Source organism: Streptomyces apricus (assembly GCF_008369065.1).
Classification (GTDB): Bacteria; Actinomycetota; Actinomycetes; order Streptomycetales; family Streptomycetaceae; genus Streptomyces; species Streptomyces apricus.
Map to the genome: position 1 here is coordinate 1 of NZ_VDFC01000038.1, position 13,223 is coordinate 13,223.

The 13,223-nt window shown below is 74.1% G+C and carries 9 protein-coding genes and 1 pseudogene; 8 read left to right on the forward strand and 2 right to left on the reverse strand.

Annotated elements, in window-relative coordinates; genetic code table 11:
• The first annotated feature begins 360 nt into the window (after nucleotides 1-360).
• The 3 genes from FGF04_RS12620 to FGF04_RS12630 all read left to right on the forward strand — a co-directional run bounded on the left by FGF04_RS12620 (nucleotide 361) and on the right by FGF04_RS12630 (nucleotide 5,772).
• Nucleotides 361-1,332 carry a pectate lyase family protein gene (locus tag FGF04_RS12620; RefSeq protein WP_149511406.1) on the forward strand — a complete coding sequence of 324 codons (972 nt, stop codon included), beginning with the start codon at nucleotides 361-363 and terminating at the stop codon, nucleotides 1,330-1,332.
• Nucleotides 1,333-1,522: 190 nt separating this feature from the next.
• Nucleotides 1,523-5,191, forward strand: coding sequence for a substrate-binding domain-containing protein (locus FGF04_RS12625; RefSeq protein ID WP_149511407.1), 3,669 nt, complete (start codon nucleotides 1,523-1,525; stop codon nucleotides 5,189-5,191).
• A gap of 110 nt (nucleotides 5,192-5,301) precedes the next feature.
• Nucleotides 5,302-5,772 carry an MSMEG_6728 family protein gene (locus tag FGF04_RS12630; protein WP_149511408.1) on the forward strand — a complete coding sequence of 157 codons (471 nt, stop codon included), beginning with the start codon at nucleotides 5,302-5,304 and terminating at the stop codon, nucleotides 5,770-5,772.
• Nucleotides 5,773-5,811: 39 nt separating this feature from the next.
• Here the strand turns inward: FGF04_RS12630 and FGF04_RS12635 are convergent, their stop codons facing one another.
• Nucleotides 5,812-7,317 (reverse strand): AAA-type ATPase lid domain-containing protein, encoded by a 1,506-nt coding sequence (locus tag FGF04_RS12635; RefSeq protein WP_149511417.1) that lies wholly within the window; start codon nucleotides 7,315-7,317, stop codon nucleotides 5,812-5,814.
• A gap of 172 nt (nucleotides 7,318-7,489) precedes the next feature.
• On the opposite strand from FGF04_RS12635, the gene FGF04_RS12640 reads away from it, so the two are divergent.
• From FGF04_RS12640 to FGF04_RS12655, 4 genes and pseudogenes are all read left to right on the forward strand, one after another.
• Entirely contained in the window at nucleotides 7,490-8,491 is a 1,002-nt protein-coding gene (locus FGF04_RS12640) for an amidohydrolase family protein (protein ID WP_149511409.1), read from the forward strand.
• A 1-nt stretch (nucleotide 8,492) separates the two neighbouring features.
• Nucleotides 8,493-8,792, forward strand: a pseudogene (locus FGF04_RS41015) (iron-sulfur cluster assembly protein); the annotation flags it as partial.
• 550 nt (nucleotides 8,793-9,342) lie between these two features.
• Nucleotides 9,343-10,368, forward strand: coding sequence for an NAD(P)-dependent alcohol dehydrogenase (locus tag FGF04_RS12650; RefSeq protein WP_149511410.1), 1,026 nt, complete (start codon nucleotides 9,343-9,345; stop codon nucleotides 10,366-10,368).
• Between the two features lie 46 nt (nucleotides 10,369-10,414).
• Complete coding sequence (locus FGF04_RS12655) at nucleotides 10,415-10,747, forward strand: putative quinol monooxygenase (protein ID WP_149511411.1); 333 nt, start codon at nucleotides 10,415-10,417, stop codon at nucleotides 10,745-10,747.
• Between the two features lie 408 nt (nucleotides 10,748-11,155).
• Here the strand turns inward: FGF04_RS12655 and FGF04_RS12660 are convergent, their stop codons facing one another.
• On the reverse strand, nucleotides 11,156-12,172 hold the full coding sequence (locus tag FGF04_RS12660) for a LacI family DNA-binding transcriptional regulator (RefSeq protein WP_149511412.1): 1,017 nt from the start codon (nucleotides 12,170-12,172) through the stop codon (nucleotides 11,156-11,158).
• 113 nt (nucleotides 12,173-12,285) lie between these two features.
• Between FGF04_RS12660 and FGF04_RS12665 the strand changes: the two genes are divergently transcribed.
• On the forward strand, nucleotides 12,286-13,137 hold the full coding sequence (locus tag FGF04_RS12665) for a phytanoyl-CoA dioxygenase family protein (protein ID WP_149511413.1): 852 nt from the start codon (nucleotides 12,286-12,288) through the stop codon (nucleotides 13,135-13,137).
• The last annotated feature ends 86 nt before the right edge of the window (nucleotides 13,138-13,223 follow it).

Genomic DNA, 13,223 nt, shown 5'->3' on the forward strand with positions numbered 1-13,223 from the left:
CCCCGTGCCGTCCCCTTCTCGGATCCCCAGGCCCTCGTCCGCGCCTCGTCGCCGGCGGGGGCCACTGCTGCGCGCGGAGCGGTACGCGGCTGCCTCGACCCGGGGCCCGGWKCSGGACCGGGCCCGGGACCGGACAAGGCACCTGACCGGACGGGGCATGGCACGGTGCGGCCGTCCCGGGCGGCGGGAGCGCACGCGCCCCGTGGGCACCGGCCGTGCGCAGGACGCAATAGTCCACACACGGCACGTCATTGTCCACATCCGCCGCTCTAGTCTCGCAGCGAGCCGACCGCGCGGCCCCGGCACAGCAACCCCCCACCGGCACGTCACTTCTCCTCAACCCCACGGACGGAGATCCACATGCGCAGGACGAGCGCACGGTTCACCCTGACCGGAGCCGCGGCGGCGAGTGCCGTCGCACTCGCGGTGATCGGAGCCACCACGGCGAGCGGTTCCACCACCGCACCGCCGGAGCCGACGGCCGCCGCTGCCGCCGCTCCCATCGGTTTCGGCGCCGGTACGACCGGCGGAGCGGGCGGCAGCACGGTCACCGTCACCAACGCCTCTGCCTTCAAGACCGCGGTGCAGAGCAGCGCGGCCACGATCGTCCGCGTCAACGGCACCATCGCGCTGACGGAGATGACCAAGGTCGCCTCGAACAAGACGATCGTCGGCGTCGGCACCGCCGGCAAGATCACCGGCAGCGGCCTGAACGTCGCGAGCGTGAGCAACGTGATCATCCAGAACCTCACGTTCTCCGGGTCCAACGACGACGCCATCAACGTCCAGTACTCGACGAAGGTCTGGATCGACCACAACGACATCTCCGGCGCGTACGACGGGGCCGTCGACATCAAGCGCGCCTCGACGAACATCACGGTGTCCTGGAACCGCACGCACAACCAGGACAAGAACATGCTGCTCGGCCACTCCGACGACAACTCCGGCGAGGACACCGGCAAGCTGAAGGTGACCTACGACCACAACTGGTTCGACGGCACCAACCAGCGCAACCCGCGCGTCCGGTTCGGCAACCCGGTCCACGTGCTGAACAACTACTTCAGCAACATCGGCTCCTACGGCGTGGCGTCCACCGAGAACGCGGGCGTCCTGGTCGAGGCGAACTACTTCGAGAACACCGACGACCCGTACCACCTAGGTGAGGGCTCCTCGGACGCGGGCTCGCTCGTGGCGAGGAACAACCACCTGGTGGGCTCCGGCTCCGGCCAGACCGGTGGCTCCGTGGCGTCGATCCCGTACAGCTACACCGCGCAGTCGGCGTCGACCGTCAAGGCGACCGTGACCGCCGGCGCGGGCGTCGGCAAGATCTGACCCGCGGCGTCCGCAGGACCGCACCACCGCACCACCGCAGAGCCGCACCGCCGCACAGCGCACGGGGCAGGACCGGTGACCCCCATGTCACCGGTCTTGCCCCGCGCTGCGGCCTCCCCTACGGTGCCGTGGGCCTCGTCGGCACCGCGATCCCCGGGGCACCCCGACGGAGGCCGGACGAGGGGCGCCGATGGACTCGGGACCACGCACCGCCGCGGGGACGACCGCCGAAGGGACGACCGCCCCGGGGACGGACCCGCACGGGCCGGAACGGCCCGGTGTCCGGCACCGCACGGACCGGCCGCTGACCCTCGGGCTGCTCACCGCCAACATCCACCTGGGCGTCGGCGCGACCCTGTGGTCCGGGGCCCGTGCCGCCGCCGAGCGCAACGACGTCAACCTGATCTGCTTCCCCGGCGGGAACCTCCGCCACGGGGACGTGACCCGCAGCGAACTGTACGAACTCGTCGGCCCTGCCCGGCTCGACGGCGTCGTCTGCTGGAGCTCCACCCTGGGCCTGCCCTCGGCCGGCCCCCGCACCCGCCGCCTGCTGCGCCGCCTCGCGCACCTCCCGCTGATCAGCCTCAACCAGCCGCTCGGCGACGAGACCGACGTGCTGTCCATCGACTCCCACGCGGGGATGCGCAAACTGGTCGGGCACCTCGTCGTCCGGCACGGACGCCGCAAACCGGCCTGCCTCCACGGGCCGCTCGACAACCCGGTCTCCGAGGACCGCTACCGCGCCTGCGTCGACGCCCTGCGCCACCACGGCATCCGGGACGAACACGTGGGCGCCGCCGTCGACTTCGCCGCCGCGGCCGGCGCCTCCGCGATGCGGGTCCTGCTGGAGGCGCGCGGACTGGTCCCCGGCGTCGACTTCGACGTGGTCCTCGCCTGCAGCGACGTGCTCGCCGCGGGAGCGCTGCGCCACCTCACCGAACAGGGCATCCGGGTCCCGGAGGACGTGGCCGTGGTGGGCTTCAACGACTCGCCCGAGGCCCGGCTCGGCGACCCGCCCCTGACCTCGGTGGCGCTGCCCTTCGAGGAACTGGGCGCGCTCGCCGTGGACACCCTGGTGGCCCGGCTGCGCGGCACCCGCCCGCCGGACCGCACCACCATCCCCGCCACGCTGGTGCCGCGCCGCTCCTGCGGCTGCCCCTACCCGACGTCGTACCGGCCCCGCTCGGTCCCCGCGCCGCCGGCCGCCGCACGGCGCCCCGAGGGCTGGGACGCGGTGGACGCCGTCCTGGCGTCCGGGGGCTCCCGCCTCGCCACCGCCTTCCGGGCCGAACTCGCCGGAACCGCCGCCCCGGCCGAACCGACCGCTGCGGACGGCCGGTCACGCACACCGGCGGACTGCGGGCCGCACACATCGGCGGACGGCGGGCCGCACACACCGGCGCAGGGCGGGCCGCGCACACCCGCGGACGACGGGGCCGAGCGGCCCGGCGGCTTCCTCCCGCTGGTCGAACGGCTGCTGCGCAGCAGCGCCGGCACCCAGGCCGAGGTGGACCGCTGGCACCAGGCGCTGGAGGCGGCCCGTCGCGATGTCGTCGACACGCTGCCGGAACCGCTGCGCCGGACGGGCGAGCTCCTCTTCGGACAGGCCAGGCTCGTCGTGGCCGAGCGCTCGCGCGCCCTCCTGGAGTACGAGCGCTGGTCGCAGACCCAACGGGCGCGCAGACTCCGCGAGTTCGGGACCGCGCTCACCACCGTCGTGGACCTGGAGGGACTCTCGGACGTGCTGGAGCGCCATCTGGGCCGGTCGGGCGTCCCGCACTGCCGGATCGTCCTGTACGACCGCAACGCCGACGCTTCCTCCCCGGCGGCCCTCGGCACGGCGCGCCCCCTGCTCGCCCGCGCGGAGGCGGGCCAGGAACCCGGCCCCGCCGGGCCGCTCGGCAGCCCCGCGTTCCCGCCCGCCCTGCTGCTCCCCGACGCCCTGCTGCCGCGCGACCGCCGGTTCACGCTGGTGCTCGAACCCCTGCACATCGGCGAGGAACACCTGGGCGTGGCCGTGTTCGAGGCGGCCTCCGGCGAGGCCGCGTACCACGACGGGGCGCTCTACCGCGAGCTCGGCGACCAGCTCGGCGCCGCGCTGAAGGGCATCGGGCTCTTCGACGAGGTGCGGCGCGCCCGGGACGCGGCGGAGCAGGCCAGCAGGTTCCAGACCCGGCTGCTGACGCACGTCACCGACGAGCTGCGCACACCCGTCGAGGCCATGCTGCACCACCGCGGCGACCCCGGCGCCGCCCTCGCGGAGGTCCGACGGGACGCGGTGCGCGTGCTGCACCTCATGGAGAACCTCCTCGACCTCGCCCGTTCCGAGGCCGGCGACCTCCTCCTGACCCGGCGGCTCATCGACCCGCTGCCCGTCCTCGCGCAGGCCTGCGCGGCGACGGCCGCCGCGCTGCCCGCCGGCTCCGGCACCGCACCCGCCCCGGGCTGGACGGCCGACCTCCCCGCGCGGCTGCCCTCGGTGTGGGTGGACGGGACGCGGTTGCGGCAGGTCCTGCACAACGTGCTGGTCTCGGCGGCGGCCCGCACCGGGGACGCCCCGCCGCTCGTGACGGCCGCCCTCGGCCCGGCCGGCGTACGCGTCACGGTGTGCGTCCCCGGCGCCCGCGCCTCCTCGGCCCGGCCAGGGCAGCTCCTGGACGTCGGGGTGACCACGGCCCGGCGCCTGGCCATGATGCACGGGGGAGCGCTGACCGTCTCCGACGGCGCGGACCGGGTCCGGTACGTACTGGAGCTGCCCCTGCCCTCGCCCGACGGGCAGGCGCACCTGGCCGGCGCGGGCGACGCCCCGCTGCTCGTCGTCACGCCCGGTGAGCTGGGCGCGGACGTGCGCGAGCACGCCGCCCGGCACGGCCTGGAGGTGGTGCGCGCCGATGCCGCGAGGGACCCCATGGAGTCCCTCGCGCACCGCACCCCCGGAGCCGTCGTGTGGGACGCCCGGCCCGACCGGCCGCAGGAATGGCGCGCCGTGCAGCGGCTCTACGACCACCCGGCCCTGCGCCACACCCCGTTCGTCCTGTTCGGCGCCGAGGGCACCGACCTGCCGCAGGCGCTGCGCGCGCTGCGGCCCGCCGGGTTCGCCGAGCCGGTGGTCGTCGCGGGCGGTTCGCAGGACTCCCGGGAGTCGCTGCGGCGGCTGGCCGAGACGGCCCTGCCGGACCATCCGGTGCGGGTCTCCACCGACGCGACGACGCTGCTGGCGCTGGTCGCGGACGAGACGCCGCGGCTGGTGGTGCTGGAGCGGGCCCTGCCCGACCTGCAGGCCCTGGACGTGGTCGACCGGCTGCACGACGGGACGGGGCGGGCCCTGTGCCCCGTCGTCGTCGTGGACCACGACGGCATGACGGCGGCGGACGCGCGGCGCGGACGCCAGCACCCGGCGCTGCTCATGCTGGACATGGACGTGTTCGCGCCGCACGAGGCGGCCGCGCTGGTGCGCGAGCTGGCCGGGCAGGACTCCCGGCTGCCGCCGCGCACCAGGGACGTCCTCGACGAGGCCCTCGTCTACCTCTACGAGCACTGGCGGCGCCCTATCTCCCGCTGGCAGGTCGCCCAGGCCGCCGGCGTCAGCCCCGACCACCTGGGCAAGCTCTTCCAGCAGCGGTACGGCCTGACGGTCTGGGACTACCTGACCCGCCTGCGCATCAGCCGCGCGGCGGACCGCCTGCGCTCCAGCGACGACAGCGTGCAGAGCGTGGCCCGGGCCGTCGGCTTCCGGGACCGCGCGTACTTCAGCCGGGTGTTCCGCCGCGTCACGGGCACGGCCCCCCACCACTACCGAGAGAGGCCCGAGCAGGCGAACGCCCCCCGCGACACGCCGACCGGCCCGGCCCACCACTGATCCGTCCCGTCCCGTCCCGGGCCTCCGTTCCGTCCGGTCCCGGTCCGGCTCGCCGGCGACCGCATCCGGATCACACGTCTGGAATCGGGCGGTCGCGGTACACATGGGGTGTGCAGACCTTCCTTCCGTACGCGGACTTCACCCGCTCCGCCGCGGTCCTCGACCGGGCGCGCCTGGGCAAGCAGCGGGTCGAGGCCCTCCAAGTGCTGCGCGGGCTGATCGTGCCCGGCTACGGATGGCGCAACCATCCCGCGGTGCGCATGTGGACCGGCTACGAGGAGGCCCTCGTGCGCTACGGCCTCGACATGTGCGCCGTATGGGTCGCGGAGGGGCGCGCCGACACCTGCGCCGCCACCCTCGTCACCGATTTCACCGGGCACCGCCCCGGGAAGGCCGTACGGGGCCAGGGGCAGCTCGCCGAGGCCGGGGAGCTGCCGCCCTGGCTCGGCGAGCCCGCCTTCCACCACAGCCACCAGTCGGCGCTGGTGCGCAAGGCCCCCGAGTTCTACGCCCCGCTCTTCCCGGACGCCCCGGAGGACGTGCCCTACGTCTGGCCGGCCTCGGACCGGGCCGCCCCGTGACCCGTGCCCGTGCGGCCCGGCGGCCCCGGGCCCGTCCCCTCAGCGCGTACGCGCCGGGATGCTGATGTCGTACTGGGCGATCTTGCGGTAGATGGTCGCGCGGCTCAGGCCGAGGACGTCCGCGGCCTGAGCCACCGTGGTGCCCGGTTCCGTGAGGCACCGGACGATCTCGTCGCGCTCCAGCGCCTGGATGCGGCTCAGCCGGTGCGGCGTGCCGACGAAGACGTCGGCCAGCAGGTGCCGCAGGTCGACGACGTCGGTCCGGGCGGCGGCGTCGCGGACGACCCGCTGGAGCTGCCTGCTGTTCTCCGGCCAGTGGTGGTCGGACAGCGCCCGGGCGGCCGCGGGGGAGAAGGTGACGGGACGGCCCCGGAACCTGCGGGCGAAGTGGTCCGCCAGCGGCAGGACGTCCTCGGGCCGGGACCGGAGCGCGGGGGCCTCCACCACCGCGCCCACCAGGGAGCGCAGGGCCTGCGGGATGCGGGTGTAGTCCTCGGCGGTGATCACGGCGGCGTACGGGTGCGCGAGGCCGTCCGGCCCCGGCCCGCGGGGCCGGTCCGAGAGCAGCTCCGCCAGGTGCTCGGCGGCCCACGCGGGCAGCGTGTGGACCCCCGCGGTGATCACGCAGGTGTCGTCCTTGGCCAGCTCGGGCGCCCAGAGCCGCATCCAGGCGGTGATGTCGTCGGCCAGCGGCGGCCGGGTGCACAGCACGCGCTCCCGGGAGCGCACCCGGCGGCGGGCCAGGGACGCGAGGGTCGCCTTGCCCGCCCCCGGCTCGCCCACCACGGCGAGCAGGTGCCCCTCGGCCATGGCGCTCCGGGCCTCCTCGACGGCGTCCGTCCAGCGCGCGGAGAGGGGCAGCGGCTCGCTCTCCACCCGGGTCCGCCCGGTGAACACCTGGTACACCTCGCCGCGCGGCGCCCGCCGCGGCCGGCGCCCGGCCCCGCGGGCCAGCATCAGCGCGGCCGTGTTCCCGGCCGCCGCCTGGGCCAGCGCGAGCAGCAGCTTCGAGGAGGAGTCCGACCACGTGGTCAGGTTGATGCTGCCCGCCAGGTCCCCGGTGAGCGGGTCGAGCACCGGCACCGCGGCGCACGTGTACTGCCGCAGGCTGGTGCAGTAGTGCTCCTCGGCCCGCACCAGCGAGGGCGCCCGGTCGGCGAGGGCGAGGCCCATCCCGTTGGTGCCCGCGTTGCTCTCGGAGAAGAAGAAGCCGGGGGCCAGGTTGACGCGGTCCAGGGACCGCGCGACCGAGGAGTCGCTGCAGAGCCGGGAGAGCACCAGCCCGTCGCTGCTCGTGAGCATCATGCTGACCGGTTCGTTCGCCAGGGTGGCCCGCAGCCCCTGCAGCACCTCGTGACCGCACTCGTAGAGCAGGCAGTCGGTGTCCACCGACCCCGTGAAGACGGGCTGCAGGTCCTCCGGCGTCAGCCCATACCCCCTGCTGCGCTGCCACGACGCCTGCAGCCGCGGTGTCAGCGCGGCCGCCCCGGCGCCCGTCCCGTCGTCGTGGCGGGCGACGGGCGCCCCTGTGCGGTCCTGGTCCACTGCGGCCTCCACGCTGAGCCCGTGCGTCGATCTGCGGTCAGGCTACTGCGGGCGGCGCGGACGGCACCCGGGCCGACCGTCTCAAAGTGAGACACCGCGGGCCTGCCCCGCCACCGCGGCCCTGCCTAACGTCGCTCTCCGGAACACGGTCGTCACCGGGACGGAGACCGACATGTACGCCAAGGACGGCGAGAACTACTTCATCGTGGACGCGCACATCGCCCTGTGGGACGCGCGCCCCGCCAACCAGCTGAACATCCACGGCAAGCAGTTCATCGACTGCTTCTACGACTACCACCGCAACCTCAGCCCCGAGTCGGAGCTGTGGCCGTACGAGGACTTCCTCTACTACGGCGGGCAGCGGCTGATGAAGGACCTCTTCGACGACGGGCACGTCGACCACGCGATCTTCCAGCCGGCGCACCTCGGCGCGTTCTACGGGACCGGCTTCGGCCAGACCGAGGAGTCCTTCGCGCTGGCGCGGCAGCACCCGGACAAGCTGACCTACAACCACTGCTGGGACCCGCGCCTGGAGGAGAAGGGGCTCGAACAACTGCGCAGGGACGCGCGGCGGTTCGGGCTCAAGGGCGCCAAGCTCTACACCGCGGAGTGGCACGGCGACTCCCGCGGCTACAAGCTCGACGACCCGTGGTCGTACCGCTACCTGGAGGCCGCGCAGGAGCTCGGCGTCAGGAACATCCACATCCACAAGGGGCCGACGATCCGCCCGCTCGACCGGGACGCCTTCGACGTCGCGGACGTGGACAGGGCCGCGAGCGAGTTCCCCGGGCTCAACTTCGTCGTCGAGCACTGCGGGCTGCCCCGGCTGGAGGACTTCTGCTGGATCGCCACGCAGGAACCGAACGTGCACGCCGGCCTCGCCGTCGCCATGCCGTTCATCCACCTGCGCCCCCGCTACTTCGCGCAGATCATCGGCGAGCTGCTGTTCTGGCTCGACGAGAACCGCATCCAGTTCTCCAGCGACTACGCGCTCTGGACGCCCCGCTGGCTGGTCGAGAAGTTCGTCGACTTCCAGATCCCCGAGGACATGCAGGGCGAGTACGCCCCCCTGACCGTCGAACAGAAGAAGAAGATCCTCGGCCTGAACGCGGCGGCCATGTACGACATCCCGGTCCCCGCGCACCTGACCCTGCCCCAGCCGGCGGGGGTATGACATGGCCGTCCACGCCCCGGCGCGCGAGGAGCGCACCACGACAGCGGACACGGCGGCCACGGCCGCAGCGGCCACGACGGACGCGCTGGAGGAGCGGGCCCGCCGCGCCCTCGACGGCGTCCTCGACCCCGAACTGGACGAACCGATCACGGACCTCGGCTTCGTCCGGTCCGTGGCGGCGGACGGCGACCGCCGGCTGACCGTGCACCTGCGGCTGCCGACCTCCTTCTGCTCCCCGAACTTCGCCTACCTCATGGCGTCCGACGCGAAGGACGCCCTGACCGCCCTGCCCGGCGCCGGGGCGGTCACGGTCCTGCTCGACGACCACCACGACTCGGACCTGATCAACCGGGGACTGGCCGCGGACGCCGGCTACCGGGGCACCTTCGGGGCCGAGGCGGACGACAGCCTCGACGGGCTGCGTCTGGTCTTCCGCCGCAAGGCCCACGCCGCCGCCATGGAACGCGCCCTCACCGCACTGCTGCGGCAGGATCCCGCCCTGACGCCGGAACTCCTGCACGGCATCACGCTCGGCGACCTGCCGCCGACCGCCGCGACCCGGGCACTGCTGCGGCGCCGCGACGCCCTCGGGCTGGGCACGGAGCCGTCCGACCCCGCCATGGTCGACGACGCCGGCCGCCCGTACGCGGCGGACGAGATCCCGCTGCGGCTGCGCTTCGCCCGCTCGGTCCGCCTGTCGATCGACGGCAACGCGCACTTCTGCCGCGGCCTGCTGCGCACCCGCTACCCGGACTCCGCCCCGGACCAGACGCCCCGCCGGGAGGACACCACCCGGCCGCAGGACCCCCACTCGCAGGACCCCACCCCTCCCGCACCGAGGAGCACACCCCGTGAAGGCAGTCCAGGTCGTCGGGTACGGCCGCAACCTCGAAATGGCCGACGTACCGGGCCCCACCGTGACCGGCCCGTACGACGTGGTCGTGAGGATCGGCGGGGCCGGTGTGTGCCGCACCGACCTGCACATCCTCGAAGGGCAGTGGGCCGAGAAGTCCGGCGTGACGCTGCCTTACACGATCGGGCACGAGAACGCCGGCTGGGTGCACGCCGTGGGCAGCGCCGTCACCCACGTCGCCGAGGGCGACAAGGTCATCGTCCACCCGCTGGTCACCTGCGGACTGTGCCGGGCGTGCCGCTCCGGCGACGACGTCCACTGCGAGCAGAGCCTCTTCCCCGGCATCGACACCGCGGGCGGCTACGCCGAGTACCTGAAGACCTCCGCCCGCAGCGTCGTCCGCATCGCCGACTCCCTGGAGCCCGCCGAGGTCGCCGCGCTCGCCGACGCGGGGCTCACCGCCTACCACGCGGTGGCCAAGGCGGCCCGCCGGCTGCGCCCCGGCGACCGGTGCGTGGTGATCGGCGCGGGCGGGCTCGGGCACATCGGCGTACAGGTCCTCAAGGCGCTGACGGCCGCGCAGGTCGTCGTCGTCGACCGCAACCCCGACGCGCTGAAGCTGGCCCTCTCGATCGGCGCGGACCACGGCGTCGTGGCCGCCGGGAACCACGTCGAGGAGGTCCTCGCCCTGACCGACGGGAAGGGCGCCGAAGCCGTGATCGACTTCGTCGGGGAAGGGGGCGCCACCCGGGACGGCGTCCGCATGCTGCGGCGGGCCGGTGACTACCACGTGGTCGGCTACGGGGAGAACATCGACGTCCCCACCATCGACATCGTCTCCGCCGAGATCAGCTTCGTCGGCAACCTCGTCGGGTCCTACACCGACCTGTGCGAGCTGATGGTCCTCGCGGCGCAGGGGAAGGTACGGCTGCACACCACGCGGTACCCCCTCGACCGGTTCCAGGACGCCCTGGACGACCTGGACGCCGGGCGGGTGCGGGGCCGCGCGATCCTGGTTCCCTGAACCACGTGCACCCCGCACGTCCCCGAATCCACCTCCGAGGAGAGTCATGATCTTCATCACCGCCAGGTTCCGGGTGCTGCCCGAGCACGCCGACGCCTGGCCCGACATCACCCGCGAGTTCACCGAGGCGACCCGCGCCGAGCCCGGCTGCCTGTGGTTCGACTGGTCCCGCGGTGTCGAGGACCCCACCGAGTACGTACTGGTCGAGGCCTTCCGTGACGAGGAGGCCGGCGCGGCGCACGTCGGCTCGGACCACTTCGTCAAGGCCCAGGGCACTCTGCCGGCCCATCTGGCGCGTACTCCGGAGATCGTCCACGCGGTCGTCCCGCAGGAGGGCTGGTCGCCCCTGGGCGAGATGGCCGTCCCCGAGCGGGACTGACACCGGGCGCTGCCGTGCCGTGCCGGGCCGGCGCGGGGGCACTGTCGGCTCCCCATCCGCAGGTGTCCCCGCGCCGGTTCGTCCTCCCTCGTCGGAGCGCGCGGGAGTCGCTCCGGAACGACGGGAGGACCGAATGCCGGGGCCCCTGTGTCCGCTGCGAGGATCCGGGGGCTCCGGCCGTCCGTGGCCGTCCTGTTCCTGTGAGCAGCCCGGGGTCTGGGAGCCGAGCGGTGCGGTGGCGCTGCGGATAACGTCCGCGCGGGCACCGACCTCTTGCTCCACGGTAGACGAGCGTGCGCGAAGGGCGCCACAGCCCGGACCGGCGGGCCGGGGCAGGGACAGCGCACGGACGCATGTACCGGCACGCGGCACCTCCTGCCCCGCACGGTGCCGTGCGTGCGCCCCGGCTCAGTCCGTCCCGGCCGTACTGGCGCGGACCTCCAGACAGTGCGGCACGACGATGTCGAGCGGGGGCACCCCCGTCGCCGGGCTGTGGATGCGGTCGGCCAGGCACTGCAGGGCCCGCTCGGCGATCTGCCGCTTGTCCGGCACGACGGTGGTCAGCGCGGGGTTGGCGTAGCGGGCGTCCTCGATGCCATCGAACCCGACGAGGGCGAGGTCCTGCGGCACGCGCAGCCCGGCGGCGCCGGCCACGTGCAGGGCGCCCAGGGCGAGTTCGTCGGTGAACGCGAACACGGCGTCCGGGCGCGCGCCCCCGTGCAGCAGGTCGCTCATGGCCCGCGCGCCGTCCGCGCGGTGCAGGGCCCGCACCGGCACCTCCAGCGCCGGGTCCGGCGCCACGCCGGCCTTGCGCAGCGCGGTGCGGTACCCGTCCAGCCGGTGGTGGGCCGTGCCGTTGCTCAGGTGCGGCTGGAGTCCGATCGCGGCTATGCGGCGGCGTCCGCCGGCCAGCAGGTGCGCGGTCGCCTCCTCGGCGGCGAGCGCGTTGTCGACGGCGACGTGGTCCGCGAGGCCGTGCGTCGCCCGTTCCCCGAGCAGTACCACGGGCACGCCGCCGGCGCACGCGGTCAGCTCCTCGGGGCCGATCGACCAGGGGCTGATGATCAGGCCGTCGACCAGGCGCCCGCCGGTCCCCTCCAGCAGTCTGCGCTCGGCGTCCGGGTCGCCGTGGGTCTGGTCGATCACGACGGTCCACGAGCGCTGCGCCGCGGCCTCGGCGACGAGCCCGGCGAGCTCCGCGAAGTACGGCGAGTGCAGTTCAGGGATGGCGAGGCCGACCAGCCCGGTGCGGCCGCCGCGCAGGTTGCGGGCGGCCTGGTTGGGCCGGTAGCCCAGCTCGTCCAGCACCCGCTGCACCCTGGCGCGGGTCTCCTCGGCGACGTTGGCCGATCCGCTCACCACGTTGGAGACGGTGCGGATCGACACTCCGGCACGGGCGGCGACGTCCTTCAAACGGCTGGTCACGCAGGCATCCTCCCACGGTCCGGCGCCCGTCCGGAAAATCTGCCGACGGGTATTGCAACGTTGCATTCAACGTATGCATGATGGGACGACCCGCACCGCGCAAGGAGGCGCCCATGAGCACGCACGCGTACGCCGGCATCGCCCCGGACCGGCTCGACGCCGATGTCTCCGCCGACGTCGACGCCCTCTACACCGACGGCATCAGCGCCCGCAAGGGGGCCTTCACGGCCGACTGGGCGGACCGGCTGGGGGAGGACGTCGCGACCGCCTTCGAGGAGGCGCGCTCCCGCGAGGGCGGAGCCGTGGGGCGCGGTCCCCACCGCTACTACGTCGAGATCCACCCCGAGCAGATCAGGGGCTTCGTCGAGCTGGTCGACCACCCCTGGGTGCGCTCGGTGTGCACGGCGGTCCTCGGTCCCGAGTACCGCATCGTCGAGCTCGGCTTCGACGTGCCGCTGGAGGGGGCTGTCGACCAGCCCTGGCACCGGGACTTCCCCATGCCGGAGGAGACGCGCCGCGAACGGCGCCTGACCTCCCTGGCCTTCAACGTCACCACGGTCGACACCGCCGAGGACATGGGGCCCTTCGAGATCGCACCGGGCACCCAGTGGGACGACAGCCCGGAGTTCGACCACGGCATGTTCCCGCCCAGGTCGCACTACGGCCGCTACCTGGAGCGCGCGGTGCGCAAGTACCCGCGGCGCGGGGACATCTCCGTACGCAGCGCGCTGACGATCCACCGCGGGACCGCGAACCGGTCGGTGAAGTCCCGCCCGGTGCTCGTGCTCGGCGTCGACGGTCCCGAGGCCACCAACGGTGAGCGGCACGACACGGCCGTGACGCGCGGCTACTGGGACGCGCTGCCCGAGCGGGTGCGCCGCCACCTCGACTGCGCGGTGGTGGACGAACTGGTCCCGGTCACGCAGAAGCACACCATCGAGGGCCTGGTCATGGGCGATGCCTGAAACCGTCCGCACCGGTCCGTCGTCCGGGAACGCCGGAACCGCCCCGGTGGCGCGGGGGATGTGACCACCGGGGCGGGGCTGCGGGA